We start from the raw sequence: 21,583 nt of genomic DNA, 5'->3' as shown, positions 1-21,583 counted from the left end.
CGTGCCTAAAAAACCCGGACCTCCTCCTTCAAACCGGCCAAACCGGCCGCATCCGGCGCCGCGCCGGCGGAAGAAACCGACGACCTCCGCGTCGGAAGATCAATACCGCGCCCTGGTGGAGAACTCTCCAGACGTCATCGCCAATCTCGATCGCCAAGGGACCATTCTATTTATCAATCACACCTTGCCTCAATATACGGTCTCTGAGGTGATCGGGACCAATCTCGCTCGATACCTGTCGGCGGAAGACACCTCGCGGTATCTGCAGGGGATAAAAAAAATGTTCGCGACCGGAAAACCGCAGAGCATCGAAGTCGCCGCGGCCGGCCCCACCTATTGGCTGAGCCGGATCTTTCCGATGCGGCGCAATGGAAAGGTGGAATCGGCCCTGATGATCGCGACCGACGTCACCGAGCGGAAGCGGACGGAACGGGCGCTGCGGGAGAGCAATGAGCTCAACCGACAGATTATCGAGACGGTTCCGGGCGGGATTGTTCAGGTCGATGCGAACGGAGCGATTCGTCTGGCCAACAAAGAGGCCGAGCGTTTTTTGGGGCTGCGATTCGATGAATTGACCCATCTCTACATCACCGATTTTGACACCCAGACGATTCGGGAAGACGGCACCCCTTTTGAGAGCCGAGATTATCCGGTGTCGAGATGCCTGGCGGCGGGGAAGCCTCAGCCGGCGGCGCTGATCGGCGTCCGCCGTCCCGACGGAAGGATCGGGTGGGGGATCTTCAGCGCCATGCCGATGCGGGATCCAAAGAGCGGGGCCCTCTCCGGCGCGGTGGTCACCTTTCTCGACATCTCGGATCGAAAAAAAGCGGAAGAGGAGGTGAAGCGCTCACGCCAGCAACTGCGGGATCTCTCCGCCCGCCTTCAGAAGATGTTGGAGGAGGAGCGGATGCGGATCTCCCGCGAAATTCATGACGAGTTGGGCCAGCAGCTGACGATTCTAAAAATGGAGCTCTCTTGGCTGACGAAGCAGCTGTCGGGCAATCCGCTGCTTCACCTGCGGACCCAATCGATGTCGAAGCTGGTCGACGGCACCATCCAGTCTGTTCGAAAGATTTCGACCCAGATCCGGCCGGGGGTCCTGGATGACCTGGGGATCACCGCCGCGATGGAATGGCAGGTGGAAGAATTTAAGGCGCGGACCCAGATGCGCTGCCACTTTACCGTGCCGCCGGAGGAGATTACACTGGACTCCGGCCGCTCTACCACCGTCTTTCGAATCTTTCAGGAGACCTTAACGAACATCATCCGACACGCCGATGCCGATGAGGTCAAGATCTCGCTGGAGAAAAAAGACGATCACCTGATTGTCATGGTCAGCGACAACGGCCGGGGGATCGAAAGCGATCAGATTACCCACTCGAAATCGCTCGGGCTGCTGGGGATGCGCGAGCGGGCGCTCCTTTGGGGGGGGACGGTTGAGATCGAGGGGAGGCGGGGGCGGGGGACCACGGTATCGGTGAGGATTCCGCTTCCTCCGGCGGGGGGTGAGGAAGGGGGCTCTTGATCAAGGAGGGGGATTTTGCTGGATTGATTTGGGAAGAGAGACAGGTCGGCTGGGCGTGAAGGTGAGCCTTTACATCTGTGCGTGCGCTTTAGATCTGAGTGTCTAAGGGCGTAGAGTGAAACCCCACGACCCTGATTCTATCTGCCCTCTATTGATCCGCTTAATCCCCCATTCAAGCCGAACCCCATCTCGGCCTTCTCTTGCATTGTCCCTTCGCAAATCTCTATAATAATAAATATAGGTTGCGCCTCAGTACCCATTCTAGAGGGTGGACGCGTTATGATACTCGATCTCCTTGAAACCGTTGTGACTAGCTTGGATGAACTCTTCGACTGGATGATGCCGGTCAAGCAGGAGGGGGACGTCATTCAGCACGATGAGCGGCGGCGGCGTTATCGCAGCTTGGCCGAGGCGATGCCGATTATCGTCTGGACCGCCCGTCCCGACGGGCCGATCGATCACATTAATAAGCAGTGGCGCAATTACACCGGCCGGACTTTCGAGCAAAGCGAGGGATGGCGGTGGATGGCGGCGGTCCACCCGGAAGACCTTCAAAACTGCCTCAACCATCTCACCCAGGCGATTCGGGTCGGCAAGCGCTGTTATCTCGAATGCCGTCTCAGAAAAAACGACGGAGACTACCGCTGGCATCGAATCGAAGTGGTCCCGGAGAAGAACCTGAAAGGGGAGCTGATGGGTTGGTTTGGAACCGCCATCGATATTAATGATCAAAAACGGCCGAAGGCCGGGGCGGAAAAAGTGGAAGAAGAAGTAAAGGTCTCTCCCGACGCCGTCCGCTCCAACGCCTGCTCCCCGTTTCATCCATAGCACGGGTCGACCCTCGAAACAGCACGCAAGCCGATCCCTTCTTCTTCAGGCGCTGATATTGCGGCCGGTCTTCAGCAGGAGCCGCCGATCGGTCACGGCGCTCCCGTCCTATCGAAGCGACTCGATCCGCCCATTTCCGAAATCACCTTACAGATACGCTCCCACTAGACCCGATATCGCGCGGCCGCGGTAAGCGCGCGGTAAGCGGTAGATGAACCGGCCGATCACCGTCCCTTCGAACGGCCCCGGGCCCGGTCATAAGCCGATCGGTGACGTCAGCAGAGGGGGAACGCTCGGGAGAGAGAGGTTATCCGAGCGTTAACAAGATCTCCACCGCGGTCAACGCCACCCGGATGACATTCTCCTCTCCGGCGCGGAGCCGCTCCGGCGTGATTTTGTCTTCGCCCCGCTTCCGCCGGCGGTTGACGACCCCGGTGACCACCCCCGCGCGAAGCCCGAGGGCGGCGCACATTGTTAAGAGGGTCGCCGACTCCATCTCGAAGTTGAGGACCTGCAGCCGCTGCAGCTCATCGGTCAGTCCGCGCAGGCGCCGGAGAAGGTAGTGGGAAAAGCCGTCGGTCCGCTCCTCGCCGGCATAAAAGGTGTCGGAAGAGGCGGTGATGCCGACATGGGTCCGAATCCCCTCCTCCTCGTGCCGTCCGGCCGCTTCAATCAAGGCAAGGAGGACCTCGGGGTGGGAGACCGCCGGATATTCGATCGGCGCGTAGTGGGTCGAGGCGCCGTCCAGCCGGACCGATGCGGTTGTGACGACGAGGTCGCCGATCTCCATCCCCGGCTGGATGGCGCCGGTCGTCCCGACACGGAGGAAGGTCCGGACGCCGAGCTTGGCGAGCTCTTCAATGGCGATCGAGGTCGACGGCCCGCCGATCCCGGTCGAGGTGATGAGGATCGGTTCTCCATTCACCTCCCCCAGAAAGCTGCGGAACTCCCGCTTCCAAGCAAGCTCGACCGCTTTCCCGCCCCCCCGCGCTTCGATCTGCGCGGCGATCTTCGGAACCCGGAAGGGATCGCCCGGGAGGAGCGCCAGCTTCGCCCCCTTCAGCATGTTTCGTGAGAGATCGAGGTGGTAGACCTTCGGCATCCTAGTCGATCGCTCCGCGGCGCCGGACGACGATCTCCTTGATGACGGTCACCGGAGAGAGGTGAAGCAGGCCGACGACCAGTTTCCCGATATCCTCCGGAGGGATCATCTCCTCCGGCGGGACCGAGACCCCCGCGACCATCGGGGTGGCGACATAGCCGGGACAGATCGCGGTCGCCCGGATATGGTATTCGATCGCTTCTTCCAGCAGGCTCTCGGTGAATCCGATCAGACCGAATTTCGAAGCCGAGTAGGCGGCCATCCCTCCCGCCCCTTGTTTGCCGGCCAGCGAGGAGAGGTTAACGATATATCCCGAGCGCTGTCGCTTCATTACCGGCAAGACTGCCTGGGTGCAGAGGAAGGCCCCCTTCAGATTGACCGCTTGAATCTGATCCCAGTCGGCCTCGCTGAAGCTCTCGATTCGTCCCGACTTGCCGATCCCGGCGTTGTTGACCAGCAGGTCGATACGGCCATGACGCCGGACCCCTTCGGCGACAAAACGCGCGACCTGATCCTGTTGCGAGACGTCGGTCGGGAGGGCGAAGACCGTCCCCCCCTCTTTCTCAAGCCGGGCCGCCGCCTCCTGGAGCTCCTTTGGATGTCGCGCCGAGAGGCCGACCGCCATTCCTTCCGCGACCAAGGCGGCGGCGATCGCATAACCGATCCCGCTGCTTCCTCCGGTGATCAATGCCACCTGACCTTTCAGATGCGACATGGTTGCCTCCCTCTTTCAATTGAAGACGATTGTAGCAGCAACCGCCCGCCCGATGCGAGCCCCTTTTTATTCACTCCGTTCTTTTGAGACCGGCATCATCCATTCGGGTGATTGCCCTTTTTTTTCTCTTGAAGCATGATGGTCTTTCCCTTGTAATCGGCTTGACGGGGACCCGCCGGAGAGAAGATATTTAAAGAGAGATCGGACCCGAGAGTTCAGCTTCTCTGGGATCGATCCTCCGGACCGTGCCGTGGGAGCCTCATCGAAGAACCTTCCGTCGGAACGACAGATGGCGACGCAGCGCTCAACCGATCTGAAATTGTTAGTGGAACAGAAAGTGCTGGGGGTTTTGCGCGAGTTCCTCGGCGAGATGGGGATGGATCGCGCAGGACGAGCGCTCTCTCCGGATGCTTCCCTCGACCGGGATCTCGGCCTCGGAAGCCTCGAGCGGGTGGAGCTTCTCCTTCGGATCGAGAAGGCCTTCGCCGTTAAAATCCCGGAGCAGCTGATCGCCGAAGCGAGGACGGTGCGCGATCTTGCCGCCGCGGTCCTGCAGGCCGAATCGCCGGACCGTCCCGTCTCATCGGCGCCGCTTCCGGTGCTCAGCGAGGCGACCCCCCCGCCGGCCTCCGCCGCCACGTTGATGGAAGTGCTCCTGATCCGTGCGCAACGAGAGCCGGACCGTCCCCATCTTTATCTGCCGCAAGAGAGTGGAGAGGAGGAGGCGCTGACCTATCGGCAGCTCCTCACGTCGGCCGGGACGATCGCACAGGGTCTGCTGGAAAAGGGATTGAGACGGGGCGATCCGGTGGCGGTGATGCTCCCGACCGGAATTGATTTCTTCTCGACCTTCTTCGGGGTTCTCTTGGCCGGCGGGATTCCGGTGCCGCTCTATCCCCCCTATCGGATCGATCAGATCGAGGAGTATGCCCGTCGGCAGGTGGCGATCCTTCGGAAAGCGGAGGCCCGTTTTTTAATCACCTCGAACCAAGTGGAAGGGCTCGCCCGACTTCTCTCCCCTCTCGTCCCCAGCCTCAGCGGCATCCTCAACGCCGGCGCGTTCGCGCCGTCCACCGACGCGCCGCCGGCGCCGGCGCTTCAGGCCGACGACCCCGGGCTGATCCAGTTTACCTCGGGGAGCACCGGAACCCCCAAAGGGGTCTTGCTGGCGCATCGGAATATCTTGGCAAACATCCGGGCGATCGGCGCGGCGGCAGAGATCGGTCCGACCGACGTCGGCGTCAGCTGGCTGCCGCTCTATCATGACATGGGGCTGATCGGATCGTGGCTCTGCTGTCTTTATTATGGGATTCCGATCACGATCCTCTCCCCGCTGACCTTCCTCACCCGACCGGAGCGGTGGCTCTGGGCGATCCACTATCACCGCGGGACCCTCTCCGCCGCGCCGAACTTTGCGTACGAGCTTTGCGTCCGGAAGATCGACCCGCGGGCGATCGACGGGCTGGACCTCAGCTCCTGGCGGGTCGCCTTCAACGGCGCCGAGCCGATCAATCCCGACACCCTCGCGCGGTTCACCGAGCGCTTCTCCTCCTACGGTTTTCGAAAGGAGACCTTCTTCCCGGTCTACGGAATGGCCGAGTCCTCGGTCGCCCTCACCTTTCCGAAGGTCGGCCGGCCGCCTAGAATAGACGTCATCGCGCGCGAGACCTTTGAGCGGATGCGTCGCGCCGAGCCGGCGTCCCCTTCGGAGAAGACCCCCCTTCGGTTTGTCTCCTGCGGCGTCCCGCTCCCCGGCCACGCGGTCCGGATCGTCGATGCGGAGGGGGCCGAAGTCGGCGAACGGCAGGAGGGATCGCTCCAGTTTCGCGGCCCCTCGACGATGGTCGGATATTACCGCGATCTTGAGGCGACAGCGGCGACCTTTGTTGACGGTTGGTGCGATTCGGGCGACCTCGCCTACCGGGCCGACGGCGAGCTCTTCATCACCGGCCGGCGCAAAGACATCATCATCAAAGCGGGCCGAAACCTCTACCCCCAAGAGGTGGAGGGGGTCGTCGGAGAGATCCCGGGAATTCGAAGGGGATGTGTGGCGGCGTTCGGCGCCCCCGATCCGGAGATCGGCACCGAGCGGCTGGCCGTCGTCGCCGAGACCCGGGAAGAAGACGAAGCGGCCAAAGAACGGCTGATCGGCGAGATCATCGAAAAGGTCGCCGCGGCGACCGATGTTCGTCCCGACCATGTGCTGCTGGTCCCGCCGGGAACCCTTCCGAAAACATCGAGCGGAAAGCTCCGCCGTTCGACGCTTCGGGACGCTTACCTCAAAGGAGAGGTCGTCCGCCGGCGCGACGCCCCGCTGCTTCAAATCACCCGATTATGGATGGCCGGCGCCTCGATCCGGCTGAAGCGATCGGCCGGAACGGCCGGGCAGCTCCTTTACGCAGGCTATATCGGCCTCCTTCTCCTCTTGACCCTCGTCCCGACCTGGCTGGCAATGTCGGTATTGCCGGGGGGCCGGATCGCCGCCGCTCTCGCCCGACGTTGGTCCCGTCTTTTTCTCGCGCTCGCCGGCTGCCGATTGACGGTCGATGGAAGCGAGCATCTGGCCGCCGGCCCGCAGCTCTTCGTCGCAAACCATGCGAGCTATCTCGATGCGGTCGTCATGATGGCGGCGCTGCCGCCCCGATTTCTCTTCATGGCGAAACAAGAGCTCACCCGGATGCCGATCGTCCGGACCTTTATTAAAAAAGTGGGGCATCTCACCGTCGACCGGCTCGATCCGGCAGAGGGGACCGGGAGCTTGCGGCGGATGGAAGCGGCGCTCCGGGGCGGCCACTCCTTGTTGGTCTTTCCCGAAGCGACCTTTTCCAAAGTCAGGGGGATTCGTCCTTTTCGCCTCGGCGCCTTCAAGCTCGCCGTCCAGAACGGGATTCCGATCTGTCCGGTTGCGATTCGGGGGAGCCGGGAGATCCTTTGGCCCGGCCGCCGGCTTCCGAGACCCGGTCGACTCCAGACCATCATCGGCCGGCCGATCGCTCCGAAAGGGAAAGAATGGCGGGAGGTGATCCGTCTGAAAGAGGAGGTGAAGCTGGAGATCAGCCGACAGGCGGGCGAGCCGGCGATCGACCTGGTGGCGGCGGAGATCGCGCCGGAGTAACCGGCGTTACAGCGTCTCGAGGAGAGAGATTGTAAAGTTTTTATAGGGAGGGGAGAAAATGGCGATCGCGACGATCAACCCGGCCACCGGTGAAAAACTCAAATCATTCGAGCCGTTGAACGATCGGCAAATCGACGAAAAAATTCAGCGCGCCGCCGAGATGTTCCACCCCTACCGTCGGAGCTCTTTTAAAGAGCGGGCCGGCTGGATGGTTCAAGCGGCGCAGATTCTAGAGACCGAGAAGGAGCGCTTTGCCCGCCTGATGACGCTCGAAATGGGAAAGCCGATTAAGGCGGCTGTGGCGGAGGCGGTGAAGTGCGCATCGGCCTGCCGCTATTATGCCGAGCACGCCGAACGGTTCCTCGCCGACATCGACGTGAAGACCGAGGCCCGCCGAAGCTTTATCCACTTCCAACCGCTCGGGCCGGTTCTTGCGGTGATGCCGTGGAACTTCCCCTTCTGGCAGCTCTTCCGGTTCGCCGCGCCGGCGCTGATGGCCGGCAACGTCGCGGTGCTGAAACATGCCTCGAATGTGCCGCAGTGCGCGCTCGCGATCGAAGAGATCTTTCGGCGCGCCGGATTTCCCGAGGGGGTCTTCCAGACGCTGTTGATTGGATCGGGCCAGGTGGCGCGGGTGATCGACGATCCGCGCATCCGCGCCGCGACGTTGACCGGAAGCGTCGGCGCCGGCCGGGCGGTCGGAGGAGAAGCGGGAAGACAGATTAAAAAGACGGTGTTGGAGCTGGGAGGGAGCGATCCCTTTATTGTGATGCCGAGCGCCGACCTCGATCAGGCGATTCAGGCTGCGGTCGCGGCGCGGATCGTCAACAACGGCCAGTCGTGCATCGCCGCAAAGCGGTTTATCGTAGCGGAGGAGATTGCCGATCTTTTTGAGCGGCGTTTTATCGAGGCGCTGGGACGCCTGCAGATCGGCGATCCGATGGACGAGAAGACCGATCTCGGCCCGCTCGCTCTGAGCGACCTCGTCGATACATTGGACGAGCAGGTCCGGAAGTCGGCGGCGGTCGGTGCGCGGATCGCACTGGGAGGAGCGCCACTCGATCGCTCAGGAAATTACTATGCCCCGACCCTCCTCGCCGATATCCCGCCGGAGGCGCCGGCCTATCATGAGGAGCTCTTCGGCCCGGTCGCCTCCCTCTTTCGCGTCCCCGATCTGGAGCAGGCGATCGTCCTTGCGAATGCGACCGACTTCGGTCTGGGAAGCAGCGTCTGGACGAACCGCCCGGAGGAGCAGGCCCGCTTCATCGACGAACTCGACGCCGGGATGGTCTTTGTCAATGAAATGGTCGCCTCCGACCCCCGCCTCCCTTTCGGCGGGGTGAAGCAGTCGGGTTACGGACGCGAGCTGAGCGAGGCCGGCATCCGGGAATTCGTCAACATTAAAACGGTATCGATCCAGAGCGGACCCGGCGCGCGGCAGAGCGCGACCGAGTGAGGAGGCGCTCTGCCGGCCGATCGGAAAAGCGTTTCACGGCGATCAGGCCTTTGCTGCAATCTCTCGATCGATCGACCAGCGCCCGCCGCCGGCGAAAACCAACGCGGCACAGATGGCGATCACCAGGAGATGGTATTCATATCCCTCGCCCGGCTGCTGGCCGAGCCAGTTCATGAAAAATCCGGCCGGCCAGTGAACGAGCCCGATGGCGCCGGCCATGATGACTGCCAGGCTGAGCGCCGCGAAGCGGGTCAGGAATCCGGAGATGAGCAAGAGCCCGCCGATCGACTCTCCCAGGATGATCAGGAGAGCGATGATCCAGGGGATCCCCATCTTCTCGGTGAAAAACCCCATCGTCCCCGAAAAGCCGAAACCGCCGAACCAGCCGAGGAGCTTCTGCGCTCCGTGCGGTAAAATAATCAATCCCATCATGACCCGAAGAATCAGGCTCGACCAAGCATCGTCCGTCTGAAACAGCGCTTTCATAACCGACCTCCCCACCGGATGGTGTGTTGATGCGGCAGCGGGTTTGCGACCCGCCGCCGCGGTGATGTTGCTTTTATTATTTCTCGATATCGAGCTCGTGTTCTTTCCAGGCGCGGAAGCCCCCTTCCATCTCCATCACCGGAAACCCTTTGTCGGCGAATTCCACCGCGGCGGCCGCGGCGAGATGGCAGACCTGCGAGTAGCAGTAGAGGACGTTCGTTTTATCTTTTCTTAGACCTTCCAGCGTTTGCCAACGGTCCTTCGGCAGATTGACGGCGCCGGGAAGGTGTCCTTCCGCGTAATCATCCGCGGCGCGAACGTCGACGACGTTCACCTCGTTGGCCCGAATCGCCCGCTCCAACTCTATCGGGCCGGTGGTGAAGGTCATTTTGGCCGCGAAATACTCTTTTGCTTTTGCCGGATCGTTTACCTTTACTTGGGTGGCCATCGTTCATCCCTCCTTTTTTGTGGTTGATTTCATTTCGTCCCGCTCGAAGCTCTCCTTCAGACGAAGCAGGAGCTCCCGGAGCGTTTTCATTTCGGCGGTGCTGAGCGCCCTCTCAAAATAGGGCTTGAGATAACAAATATGATTTGGAAAGGCCTCTCGAAACTTTTTCTCCCCTTTGGAGGTCAGCCGGATGATCGTGACCCGCCGGTCTTCTTGGGACGGCACCCGCTCCACCAGCCCCTTCGCCTCCAGACGATCAAGAACGCCGGTCAACGTTCCCTTGGTGACCAACGTTTTCTCCGAGAGCTGTTTGCAAGTCAACCCCTTTGTATCCCCCAAGGTTGCAATGACATCGAATTGCGAGAGGGTCAATCCGAGCGAACGGATGTGCGGCTGGTCTTTTCCGACAAAGGCAAAGTAAGTCTCCACCAGCGGACGGAGCACCTTTAAGAACGGCTCATCTCCCGGATCTTTCATGGTCGGACCCATTCGCACCTCCAGAGAATGTATATCGTACTTATTAGTATGGTACTAATTAGGACTAATGTCAAGGGGCTTATAAATAAATTTTATGGCTGAGCCTCACCCTATTTCTCTTTAAAGGAAAGTCGCGGTCCTGATTCGAGAGACAAGAAAAGTCAGCCTGATCCTTCCCCTCCCCTCCCCAACTGTAGTACGATAGAAATGTAAACCGAAGCGCTTGGCGCTCGGATGGAGACGTTGAACCCAGGATGGGCGCACTCTCGGCATCCCCCTCCCTTTTGCACATTTCATCCGTTCTCCTCACGCTGAGACGGAAGCGCCCCTGAGTTCAAAGACGACATTACTGTTGAAGACCGGCAAAACAGACCCAAATCGACGCTCCTTCAGGTGGGATCTCCTCTTCCTCACCGCTCTTGCTCTCCTCATCAATCTCACCGTGCTTCTCTCGGCCTCGGCGAAAGAGAAAAAAGAGCGGGTCGATGTTGAAATCGAAGGGGTCCGGAAAGGGTTGTTGGAAAACATCCACGCCTACCTCAGCCTGGAGCATCCTCCCTCCCCGCCGACCGAAGAGGCGGTCCGCCGGCTTTATGACCAGGCGCCCGACGAAATAAGAAAAGCGCTCCAAGCCCTCGGCTATTATCGACCGACGATTCACTCGGAGCTGACCGAGACCGATTCAGGCTGGCGGGCCCGATTTGACATTGATCCCGGATCTCCGGTGCGGATCAAACAGATTGATCTGGAGATTCTGGGGGAGGGGGCCGAAGATCCGGCCTTTGAGGAGGCGGAGAAAAAACTTCCCCTTCACGAAGGAGATCAGCTCGACCATGGGGACTATGAAAAGGTCAAGGCAACGCTTCAGAATCTCGCTGCCGAGCGAGGCTACTTCGACGCCGCGTTTACGACCCATCGGATCGATGTCAATCTGGAAGAAAACAGCGCCGACATTGTGCTTCACTACGACACCGGGCCGCGATATCGATTGGGCCGGGTCCGCTTCAAGCAGGAGAAAGAGGAGTTCAGCATCCATCTTCTAGACCGCTTCGTTCTGTTCGAACCGGGAACCCCCTACCACACCAACCGCCTTCTGGAGCTCAACGGTGCGCTGAGCGGGAGCGACTATTTCAACACCGTGGAGATCCGTCCCCTTCAGGAGGAAAAAGAGGACCTCTTGGTCCCCCTCGAGGTGACGGTCTCCCCCCGAAAACAGTACCAGCTCTCGGCGGGGATCGGGTATGGGACCGATACCGGGCCGCGGGTCAGTTTCGGCTGGGAAGATCGCTACATCAACCCGTGGGGACACCGATTCCGCGCCGAGACGGAGCTCTCGGTCCTTCGAAAGAGCGTCAGCGCGACCTACGAGGTCCCGCGCTCCTATCCGCCGACCGACAAACTCAAATTCCAAATTGGCCTTCTGCAGGAGCGGACCGAAATCGCGGAGAACAAAAGAGGGCTCGTCGGCGTCAGCCGGAGCAAGGGCCGGTCAAACGGGTGGATTGAAACGATCTTTTTAAACTATCAATATGAGACCTTTCGGATCAGCGACCAGAACGGAATCTCCCATCTGGTCCTCCCCGGCATCACCTGGACGCGGACCCGCTCGAACGATCCGGTCTATCCGACGCAGGGCCACCGGCTCACCTTTTTGATCGAGGGGACCGACCGGGCGCTCGGCTCCGACGTCCGAATGGTGCAAGGCCAAATTCATGCGAAATACATCTATCCGCTCGGCAACCGGCAGCGACTTCTCTTCCGGAGCGAGCTGGGGGCGACGAGTGTCTCCAATTTTAACGAGCTGCCGGTCTCTCTTCGGTTTTTCGCCGGCGGCGATTTGAGCGTCCGAGGATATCGCTATAATGTTTTGGGCCCCAAAAACGACCTCGGCGATGTCATTGGAGGACGCTATCTGATGATCGGGAGTGTTGAATATGATCATCGAATCAAGCAGAGCTTTGCCGCCGCCGTTTTTTATGATCTCGGCAATGCGATCAACCACTTCGACGATCCATTGAAGGAGAGCGTCGGGGTCGGCCTCCGCTGGTTCTCCCCGGTCGGGCCGATCCGGATCGATGTCGCTTATGCCCTCCGCGAGCCGGGAATCTCACTTAGATTGCATGTCAACATGGGGCCCGACCTATGATGCGAAAAATGCTCGGCGCCTTGATCGCATTCGTGATTCTGGTCGGGGCGGCGCTCTTCTTTCTCCTTGGGACGCAGCCGGGAAGCCGGTGGCTGCTGGCCAAAGCGCTTCCGAGAGTTTCCGGCCTCCGGATTGAGCGGATCGAGGGGACGCTGCTCAGCCCCCTCACCCTCCGGGAGATCGACTACCGGAGCGACGGGATGCATCTCAGCATCCACGACGCGTCGTTGCGGTGGGAGCCGAGTCGCCTTCTCTTCGGTGAGGTGAGCCTCGAGAGACTCTCGGTCGAAGGGGTTCGTTACGAGCAGACCGAAACCGCGCCGCCAAAGACCACCCCCCCCGGCGAGATCTCCCTCCCCTCCCTCAATCTTCCGGTCGCCGTTGTGATAAAAGAGGCGACGGTCTCATCGATCACCTTCGTGCAGCCGGGAAGCGAACCGAGGGAGATCAACCAAATCTCCCTCGCCGGACGCGCCGATCGAAACGGCATCGCCATTCAATCGTTGCGGGTGAACGCCCCCGCCTTTGAAGTCGCGCTGCAAGGGGCGCTTCGGCCGAAAGAGAACCCGCCGATCGAGGCGGCGGTCGACTGGAGCGCCGCCCCCTCCGGCGACCTCACCCTTCGGGGAAAAGGGAAGGTTCAAGGCGATCTGAAAAACGCCCAGCTGCTGCACGAGCTGACCGAGCCCTTTTATCTCCGGACGGAGGGAGCGATCGGATACCAAAAAGGTTCCCCGACGTTCGACCTTCATGGCGGGTGGGAGCACCTTCAATGGCCGCCGAGCGGTGACGCCTCGGTCGAGAGCAGCAAAGGGAGCTATCACCTCGTCGGCGGAATCGACGACTACCGTCTCTCCCTCGACACCGCCGTCGCTGGCGCACAGATCCCGGCCTCCGATCTGGGATTGGAAGGAACCGGAAATCAAAATGAGTTTGTCCTCAAACGGCTCGACCTTGCGACCCTCAACGGAACGATGCATGGGAGCGGCCGGTTCGGATGGACGCCGGCGGTTCAATGGCAGCTTTCCTTTTCCGGCGCCGACCTCAACCCCGGCGTGAAATGGACCGAGTGGCCGGGAAAAATCGGGTTCGATATCGCGACCGAGGGTCGGCTCGTGAACGGCACGTCGGAAGGAAAGGTCCAGCTCACCCGCCTCGCCGGAAGGCTGCGCGGCTATCCCCTCTCCGCCCGCGTTCAAGCGGCGGCCCGGGAGGGAGCCTATTCGGTCGATCAACTTCTTGTTCAGTCGGGATCGGCCTCCCTCAAGGCGGCGGGCCGGATGGCCGAGCGGTGGGACCTCCGTTGGAGCCTTAAGGCGCCCGATCTCCTGGCGCTCTACCCCGGCGCCCGGGGGCGGCTGGTCGCCGACGGAACCGTCCAAGGGGCGAAAGCGCTCCCGCTGATCAAAGCGCATGCGGAAGGGGGCGCCATTGATGCGGCCGGCGTTCAGCTCAAAGCGCTTCGTCTTGATTTAAATATCGACATGAAAAATCAGAGCGCCTCACACGTCGCCCTCCTTCTCAATGACTTGGCGGCGGCCGGGCAGGCTGTTCACCAGGCGAGCCTCCGGGGAGAGGGGACGGTGGCGAAACATCAACTGCAGCTCGATGTCGACGCCGGAGAGCGCGGCCTGATCGTTCGGATGGACGGAGGCTGGCGTGAACCAGTGTGGCAGGGAAAGTTGACCCAATCTGAGCTGCGCGATCCGGTCGCCGGCCGCTGGGGCCTGGCGCAGCCGGTCTCCCTGACCCTGAGCGCCCAATCGGTCGAGACGGAACGAACCTGTTTTACACAGGAGCGCGCGCGGCTCTGTGCGACCGGAAAGTGGGAAAAAGCCGGCGCTTGGGAGACGGCCGGCGAGTTGAAACAGATTTCGCTCGATCTCTTGAAGCCGTGGCTCCCCGCGGCCCTCTCCCTCAAAGGGGAGGTCGATGGAAGTTGGTCGGCCTCCGGCGAGGGAGAGCGGTTGGAAGGGGAGGCCAAGCTGATCCCCCGTCCCGGCACCCTCCTTCATCAGATCAGCAAGAAGGAATCGCTGACCGTCCCCTACCAGGACGGGATGATCCTGGTGAGCCTGAAAGAGCAGCGGTTGCAGGCCGACGCGGCACTGACGTTGGTCGGCCAGGGCGGTTTCCGCGCGCAGCTCGCCCTCTCCCCGGCTCTCCCCGACTGGCACGAAGGCCGGCTCGAGGGAGAGCTCCATGCCCATCTCGATCAGTTGCAGCTGATCGCCCTCCTGACCCCGATGATCGAGAAGCCGCAAGGAAAGGTTCAGGTGAATCTTGCCTTCCACGGAAAGCCGGCCGAGCCGAAGGTGAAAGGAGAGATCCTCCTGGAAGAGGGTGCGACCCGTCTGCCAAAAGCAGGGATTGATCTTCGACAGGCGAAGATTGAAATCCGAAGTCGAGACGAGGGGATCCTCTCTCTCCATGCCGAGGCGTTCTCCGGTCCGGGGACGATCCAAATCGACGGCCAGCTCCTCCTCAATCCCCAAGAGGGATGGCCGATCCGATTGTCGATCAAAGGCGACCGGTTCGAGTCGGTCGACCTTCCGGAAGCGCACCTCTTGACCTCGCCCAACCTGACGATCGTATCGAAAGGGCATCGGGTCGACGTCGAGGGGGAGATTTTGATTCCGGAGGGGGCGATCACGCTGAAAGAGCTGCCGAAGGGAGCGGTCCAGGTCTCGGAGGATGTGGTGATCGTCGCGGCGCCCAAAGGTACCGATGTCCGATCCGAAACAGCCTCTCCTTGGGAAATTCATTCCCAAGTCCGCATCCGGCTCGGAGAGAAGGTGACCTTCAAAGGGTTCGGGCTGACCGCTCGGCTGGCCGGACATCTGCTGGCGACCGAGGCGCCGAATCGGCCGACGCTCGGAGAAGGAGAGCTGCAGATCCTGGAGGGGCAATACCGCTCCTACGGACAGAAGCTCGATATCGACAACGGCCGGCTCCTCTTCTCCGGTCCGATCGACAATCCGGGCCTCGATATTCGGGCGGTGAGAAAGATTCCCGAGGCAACCGTGATCACCGTCGGCCTTCATATCGAAGGGACGGCGAAGCACCCGCAGACGACCGTCTTCTCCGACCCTCCGATGGAGCAGAGTGAAGCGCTCGCCTACCTGTTGCTCGGACATCCGCTCAATCAAGCGAACAAATCGGAGGGAAGTCTGTTGACCAATGCGGTGTCGGCGCTTGGATTAAAAGGTGGAGACCTCGTCGCCAAAAAGGTCGGCCGGGCGCTCGGGGTCGATGAGGTTCGAATCCAGACCGACGAGCAGACGAATTCGTTCCAGAGCGCGACGTTGGTCGTCGGTCGATATCTCTCGCCGAAGTTTTATGTCAGCTATGGGATCGGGATCTTTGAGGAGAAGAATACGTTGCTGGTCCGGTACAAGATCAATCGGATTCTGACGCTGAAGGCGGAGAGCGGCGACGTGAACGGGATCGACCTGCTCTATACGAAGGAGTACAACTGATCTTCGATCGCGCGTCATTTTGCCTATTCTGGCTGTTTTGCGAGAACCTCTTTGACCATCTGCCCCAATTCGTTCAAACTGAACGGTTTTGGGATGAATCCGCTGAAGCCTGAATCTTTTAGCTCGGATTGGATCGGGTCGCTGCTGTAGCCGCTGACGGCGACGATGCGGGCCTGCGGATCGATCTCCCGCAATCTTTTGGCCGCCTCCTTTCCTCCCATCCCCCCGGGGATCGTCAGATCGATCATCATGAGATCAAACGGCCGGCCCGCTTCGCTGGCATGACGGTAACGTTCGATGGCGTCGGCCCCCTCGCCGGTCGCCGTCACCTCATAGCCGAGGTGGCGCAACATCTCTCCGACGACGTGACGGATCCCCTCCTCGTCATCGACGACCAAGATCCTCCCCTCCCCTTTCAGCGCGGAGAGCTCGGTCGGCTTCTCCATCTCCTGGATGGCGGCGCCGGGCCGCGCCGGCAGGTAAATCGAGAAGGTCGATCCCGATCCGAGCTCCGATTCGACCTCGATGTGGCCGTCATGTTTCTTGATGATCGAATAGGAGGTAGAGAGTCCCAGCCCGGTCCCTTTCTCTTTGGTAGTGAAGTAGGGATCAAAAATTTTCATCAGGTGCTCGCGCGGCATCCCGACCCCGAAGTCCCGGATCGAGATCCGGAGATAAGGACCCTCTTTCAGCGGAACGGTTCGGCTCTCCTCCTCTTCGACCCAACGGTTCTCCGCTTTAATTTCGATCGTTCCCCCCTCCGGCATCGCCTGCTGCGCGTTGAGGATGAGATTGTGAATGACCTGACTGATCTGCCCCTCGTCGATTTCGACCGGCCAGGGCGCCTCATCCAATATAAAACTGCATCGGACGTTCGACCCTCGGACGGCGAAGTTCGAAGACTCTTTGAGGAGGTCGACCACCGAAGCGGTCTTCTTCACCGGCGTTCCTCCTTTGGCGAAAGTCAGCAGCTGCTGCGCGAGGTCGCGCGCCCGATTCGACGCCTTCTCCGCCTGGGTGAGGTGCCGGTGTAGATCGGTGTCGGAATCAATGGAGAGCATCGACAGAGAGAGGTTTCCGAGAATCGAGGTGAGGATGTTGTTAAAATCGTGGGCGACCCCTCCCGCCAAAATTCCGAGCGGCTCCAGCGTGCTCGTCTTGAGGAACTCCCCTTCCATCCGCTCCTTCTCGGTGACATCCCGAAAGACCAAAACGACCCCGATGATCCTTCCCTCTCGATCGCGAATGGGGGCGGCGCTGTCGGCAATGGCATGTTCCTTCCCGTCGCGTGCGATCAGGAGGGTGTGGTTCGCCAAGGCAACCACTTCCCCGGTCTCCAGGACCTCTTGAACCGGATTTTCGACCTTGGCGCGGCTCCTTTCATCGACGATCCGAAAGACGGTCTGCAGCGGCCGGCCGATCGCCTCCTCCGCCCCCCAACCGCTGAGCGCTTGCGCCGCTTTGTTGATGAAGAGAATCGATCCGGCGACGTCGGTCGCCATCACCCCGTCTCCGATAGAACCGAGGGTAACGGCCAACCACTCCTTCTCCGCCGCCAGCGCCTCCTCGGTCCGCTTCCGATCGGTGATGTCGCGGTAGTTCACCACCACCGCCCCGACGCCGGGGTCCTCGATCAGGTTCGTCGCAATCCCTTCCATCCAGCGCCAGGCGCCGTCTTTGTGCCGAATCCGGTATTCGGCCGTGACGCGACGGCCCGGCTCGTGAATCAACCGACCGAAAAGGAGGCGGGTCCGCTCTTGGTCTTCGGGATGGATAAGATCGAATACCTTTTTGGTGATGAATTCATCGATCGAATAGCCGAGCAGCCGGGAGGTTGACGGGCTGGCATAGAGGGTTGTCCCGGACGCCGTCACCAGCGCGATCGCATCCGAACTCTGCTCGATCAGCGCCCGGAACCGCCGCTCCCGTTGGTGAAGTTTCGCCTCGATCTCCTTTCGCTCGGTCAGGTCCCGAAGAAATCCTTGGAACAGCGGCGGCCCGTCCAATGGAATCCGGATGATCGTCAGCTCGACCGGAAATTCGGTTCCGTCGGCCCGCATCGCCGTTGTTTCGATCCGCCGGTTCAAAATAGATCCTTCTTCCGCCGCGAGGTATCTTGCGATCGCCTCCCGATGGCGTTCTCTCAAATGCGGCGGGATGATCCGATCGGCGATGTTCAGGCCGAGGATGCTTCCCTTTGAATAGCCGAACATCCGCTCGGCCGCCGGATTGAACTCCAACACCGTCCCCTCGTGATCGATGGTAATCATGCTGTCGGGGGCCGCCGCCAAGATCGCCCGTTTTCTCGTCTCGCTTTCCCAGAGGGCTCTTTCGGACTCTTTCCGGTCGATGAATTGTCCGATCTGGCTTCCGATGTTCGACAGCAGCTGTAGTCGTTCCGTATTGGGCCGTTTGACCTCGCGGCTGAAAAACTCAATCACTCCGGAGACGCCCGTTCTCCCTCGGATTGGAAAGGCGAGCGCGGCGCGGAGTCCCGCCCGTTGCGCGCTCGCCTTCCGGGTAAAATTGTCGGCTTCGGCAATATCGGGCAACCAGATCGGCTCTCCGTCGGTCCAGACCTGTCCCGGAAGCCCCTCGTCCGGCCAGAAGAGGCTCTCCCGGTTGGTCGACTCAAAGGGGGCGGCATCGATCGCATTGATCGATGCCCGGCTCCAGCTTTCGATACAGGTGAGGACGCGCACCTGATCGTTCGTGATCCAAAAGAGGCCGAGATCCCATTCGAGGTTTTCGCAGAGGATTTGAAGGATTCTCGGGGCCACCTCGGTCAGCGCTCTCGATTTGGCCAGAATCTGCGTCACCGCATGCTCGGCGGCAAGGTGGCGCTCGATCCGTTTGCGATCATTGATCTCGGCTTGAAGGTCGGTATTCATCGCCTGGAGCTGCGCGGTTCGATCGGCGATCCGCCGCTCCAGCGATTCGTTGAGATGTTTGATTTTCTCCTCCGCCTCCACCCGCTCGGTCCCGTCCCGCACCAAGGCGATGATGCGATTGAAACGGGGGTCGGCGTGTTGCTGATAAGAGAAGCTGGTCTCTCCGGGAAAGACCGCTCCGTTCCGCTTTCGGTAGCGGAGGATGGTCAAGGGGACGTTTCTATCCGGCCGACCTTCCGGCAAATCGGCCTCCGCTGCGAAGAGGGAGAAGAGCGTCTTTCCCTTTAACTCAGCATTGGTATAACCGAAGAGAGCGGTAAAGGCCGGATTGCAGTCGAGGAGGGTCCACGCCGCATCGGAGACGACGACGGCCTCGTCGATCCGGTTGAGAGTCTGGTCTATCGGATGGAAGGGAGGATGGGAGGTCTGCGGAGGCGCTTTCCCCTGCCGCAGTGCGGCCCAGAGCGATCCGGATAGGAGAAGGACAACCCCCGCAAAAAAAAGAAGAAAGATCATCTCTGCTCCCTATGATAAACCGTCAAACAGCTCAGTCGATCATCCACATCCTGTTGGAGCAATTCCGCTATTCAGGTCGGGCAAATATACCAGCAGAGACCCGAATTGATATTGTGAACGAAACAAAAAAACATTTCAATAAAAAACAAACCTCTCTCGGCATTCTGTCGAAAATAAAATGGATAAAATGGATTACATGCATTTGCGCAGACGTCTTTTCTATTAGGGAAGTTCGATTTTGAATCGAAAGGGACCCGGCCTGACCGACGCGACCCGGCAGAGAAGCGCCGACCGCAGCGGAGCCGGGTTCATCTACCTTTATTTGCGTCCGGCTGCGGAAGGGGCCTCAGCGTGTCGGTGCCGGCCCCCCCGACGGTCGGACCGGATCAACGGCGTCCGAACGGTTCGGATCAAGGGCATCGCGAAGGCCGTCGCCGAGAAAGTTGAAGGCGAGCATCGTGATTAGAATCGCGAGGCTGGGGAAGATGATCAGATGGGGGTAAAACTTCAGCGCCTTCCATCCTTCATTTGCCAGCGTTCCCCAACTCGCCGCCGGCGGGGTCAATCCGAGGCCGATGAAGCTGAGGGTCGATTCGGCCAAGATCGCCGACGGAATCCGGAAGGTCAAGGTGACGATTAAGACGCCGACGGTATTTGGAAGAATGTGCCGAAAGAGAATCGAAAGATGGGTCGCGCCGATCGCGCGGGCCGCCTCGATGTAAGCGCGCTCCTTGAGGCGAAGGACCTCCCCCCGGATCAGCCGCGCCACGGTGATCCACCCGACGAGGCTCAAGGCCAAAAAGACGCCGAGCACGCCGCGGCCGATCACGACGGTAATCAAGATAATCAAAAGGAGATCGGGAAGGGCATACAGGACATCGATCCCCCGCATCATCAGATTATCGGTCCTCCCCCCAATGTAGCCGGAGAGCGCGCCGTAGAGGGTTCCGACGATCAATGCCGAGAAGGCAGTCAACAAGCTGACCGACATCGAGACCCGGGTGCCGTAGATCAACCGGGAGAAAAGGTCTCGCCCGAGCTCGTCCGTTCCCATCCAATGAAGGCGGCTCGGAGGAGAAAGGGCCCCCGCGGTGTCTTGCAGATCATAGGGATAAGGGGCCATCCCGTTTCCGAAAACCGCGACGACGATCAGCAGCGCAATCAACCCGAGGCTCGCCAGGGCGATCCGATCCCGCCGGAATCTTCTCCAGAATCGGTCTTCTCCCTTTTCCAATGGCTACTCCAGCCTCACGCGGGGATCGATGAGCGTATAGAGCAGATCGACCAGCAGGTTGGCGATCACAATCAGGACGGCATAAAGAAGGGTTACCCCCATGATCAGCGGATAGTCCCGGTTGGTGACCGCCGTGATGAAATATTTCCCCATTCCCGGAACGGAGAAGATGAATTCGACCACGAATGAGCCGGTCACGAGGGTCGCGGTGAGCGGTCCCAAAATCGTGACGACCGGTGTGATGGCGTTCTTCAAAATGTGCCGAAAGAGAATCGCTGTTTCCGAGAGCCCCTTCGACCGGGCGGTCCGGACGTAATCTTGTCGGTTAGTCTCCAAGATACTCGATCGGGCGAGCCGCGCGATGTAGGCGGCCGGGGCCAGTCCCAAGGCGATCGCCGGGAGAACGGCATGCCGGGGGTCTTCCCACAGGGCCGGCGGAAAAATTTTATAGCGATGCGAAAAGAAATAGATCAGAAGCGCCCCCAAAACAAAGTTGGGGGTGGAGACGCCGGCGGTGGCAAAAAACATGCTGGCCCGGTCCCACAGGGTGTGGGCCGTCACGGAGGAGAGGATCCCGGCGATCAGTCCAAAAATCAGCGCGAAGCTGAGCGCCAGGAAGCCGAGCTGCATCGACACCGGAAAGGTATCGGCGATGACGTCGTTCACCGTCCGTCCCAAATATTTGTACGACGGGCCGAGGTCGCCGCGGAGCAGCCCTTCGATGTAGAGGAGATATTGTCTGGAGAGCGGCTGATCGAGATGATACTTCGCCTCGACGTTTGCTTTGATTTCGGGGGGAAGCTTCTTTTCTTTATCAAACGGCCCGCCGGGGACGATGTGCATGATCAGAAAGGTGAGCGTCGCCACGACCCAGAGAACGGGGATCGCCCAAAGAAGCCGACGAAGAATAAAGGTGAGGATCATCTGGACAGTGTAGCGATTCTGATCATTGAAGTCCAGAGTTTCGGATTTCGAGGGGGGGCTTAATATAGAGCGGGGCTGTTTTGGTGGATCTCACTGCATTAAGGCCGTGGGGTTTCACCCCGCCCCCCACCGTGGGGGCGCCTCGTCGCGCCCCCTCCGGCTTCCCCAGACGCCGGGGGTGGAACCCCCTGGCCCCCCTGCGGCCGAACTCGGCGCGACCGCACAAGAGCAGTGCGGACTG

The 21,583-nt window shown here is 60.6% G+C and carries 13 protein-coding genes and 1 pseudogene; 6 read left to right on the top strand and 8 right to left on the bottom strand.

Features of this window, described 5'->3' with window-relative positions; all coding sequences use genetic code 11:
* Position 1: 1 nt before the first annotated feature.
* Positions 2-1,525 carry a PAS domain S-box protein gene (locus HY282_04140; protein ID MBI3802931.1) on the top strand — a complete coding sequence of 508 codons (1,524 nt, stop codon included), beginning with the start codon at positions 2-4 and terminating at the stop codon, positions 1,523-1,525.
* A gap of 279 nt (positions 1,526-1,804) precedes the next feature.
* Entirely contained in the window at positions 1,805-2,353 is a 549-nt protein-coding gene (locus tag HY282_04135) for a PAS domain-containing protein (GenBank protein MBI3802930.1), read from the top strand.
* Between the two features lie 307 nt (positions 2,354-2,660).
* Here HY282_04135 and udp read toward each other — a convergent pair whose 3' ends face one another.
* Positions 2,661-3,455 (bottom strand): uridine phosphorylase, encoded by a 795-nt coding sequence (udp, locus tag HY282_04130; GenBank protein ID MBI3802929.1) that lies wholly within the window; start codon positions 3,453-3,455, stop codon positions 2,661-2,663.
* A gap of 1 nt (position 3,456) precedes the next feature.
* Positions 3,457-4,170, bottom strand: coding sequence for an SDR family NAD(P)-dependent oxidoreductase (locus HY282_04125; protein ID MBI3802928.1), 714 nt, complete (start codon positions 4,168-4,170; stop codon positions 3,457-3,459).
* Between the two features lie 289 nt (positions 4,171-4,459).
* On the opposite strand from HY282_04125, the gene HY282_04120 reads away from it, so the two are divergent.
* On the top strand, positions 4,460-7,285 hold the full coding sequence (locus HY282_04120; GenBank protein MBI3802927.1) for an AMP-binding protein: 2,826 nt from the start codon (positions 4,460-4,462) through the stop codon (positions 7,283-7,285).
* Between the two features lie 58 nt (positions 7,286-7,343).
* The gene (locus tag HY282_04115) at positions 7,344-8,741 is read left to right on the top strand and encodes an NAD-dependent succinate-semialdehyde dehydrogenase (GenBank protein MBI3802926.1); all 1,398 of its coding nucleotides are present in this window, start codon (positions 7,344-7,346) and stop codon (positions 8,739-8,741) included.
* A gap of 42 nt (positions 8,742-8,783) precedes the next feature.
* Here HY282_04115 and HY282_04110 read toward each other — a convergent pair whose 3' ends face one another.
* From HY282_04110 to HY282_04100, 3 genes are all read right to left on the bottom strand, one after another.
* Positions 8,784-9,227, bottom strand: a complete 444-nt coding sequence (locus HY282_04110; GenBank protein ID MBI3802925.1) for a DoxX family protein — start codon at positions 9,225-9,227, stop codon at positions 8,784-8,786.
* 76 nt (positions 9,228-9,303) lie between these two features.
* Positions 9,304-9,675: a rhodanese-like domain-containing protein gene (locus HY282_04105; GenBank protein MBI3802924.1), complete on the bottom strand. Its 372-nt coding sequence runs from the start codon at positions 9,673-9,675 to the stop codon at positions 9,304-9,306.
* Positions 9,676-9,678: 3 nt separating this feature from the next.
* On the bottom strand, positions 9,679-10,152 hold the full coding sequence (locus HY282_04100) for a MarR family transcriptional regulator (protein ID MBI3802923.1): 474 nt from the start codon (positions 10,150-10,152) through the stop codon (positions 9,679-9,681).
* A 352-nt stretch (positions 10,153-10,504) separates the two neighbouring features.
* Between HY282_04100 and HY282_04095 the strand changes: the two genes are divergently transcribed.
* Both HY282_04095 and HY282_04090 read left to right on the top strand, forming a co-directional pair.
* Positions 10,505-12,298, top strand: a complete 1,794-nt coding sequence (locus HY282_04095; GenBank protein MBI3802922.1) for an outer membrane protein assembly factor — start codon at positions 10,505-10,507, stop codon at positions 12,296-12,298.
* Positions 12,295-15,777 carry a translocation/assembly module TamB domain-containing protein gene (locus tag HY282_04090; GenBank protein MBI3802921.1) on the top strand — a complete coding sequence of 1,161 codons (3,483 nt, stop codon included), beginning with the start codon at positions 12,295-12,297 and terminating at the stop codon, positions 15,775-15,777. Before HY282_04095 ends, HY282_04090 begins: the two co-directional genes overlap by 4 nt.
* Positions 15,778-15,800: 23 nt before the next feature.
* Here HY282_04090 and HY282_04085 read toward each other — a convergent pair whose 3' ends face one another.
* From HY282_04085 to HY282_04075, 3 genes and pseudogenes are all read right to left on the bottom strand, one after another.
* Complete coding sequence (locus tag HY282_04085; GenBank protein MBI3802920.1) at positions 15,801-19,184, bottom strand: PAS domain S-box protein; 3,384 nt, start codon at positions 19,182-19,184, stop codon at positions 15,801-15,803.
* A 346-nt stretch (positions 19,185-19,530) separates the two neighbouring features.
* Positions 19,531-20,325: pseudogene (locus HY282_04080) on the bottom strand (ABC transporter permease).
* Between the two features lie 96 nt (positions 20,326-20,421).
* Positions 20,422-21,339, bottom strand: coding sequence for an ABC transporter permease (locus HY282_04075; protein ID MBI3802919.1), 918 nt, complete (start codon positions 21,337-21,339; stop codon positions 20,422-20,424).
* Positions 21,340-21,583: the final 244 nt, after the last annotated feature.

The sequence above is a fragment of the Candidatus Manganitrophaceae bacterium genome, assembly GCA_016200325.1.
In the GTDB taxonomy this organism is placed as follows: Bacteria; Nitrospirota; Nitrospiria; order SBBL01; family Manganitrophaceae; genus Manganitrophus.
Note: the sequence above shows the minus strand (reverse complement) of the source record. Positions and strands in the feature narration are given on the sequence as shown.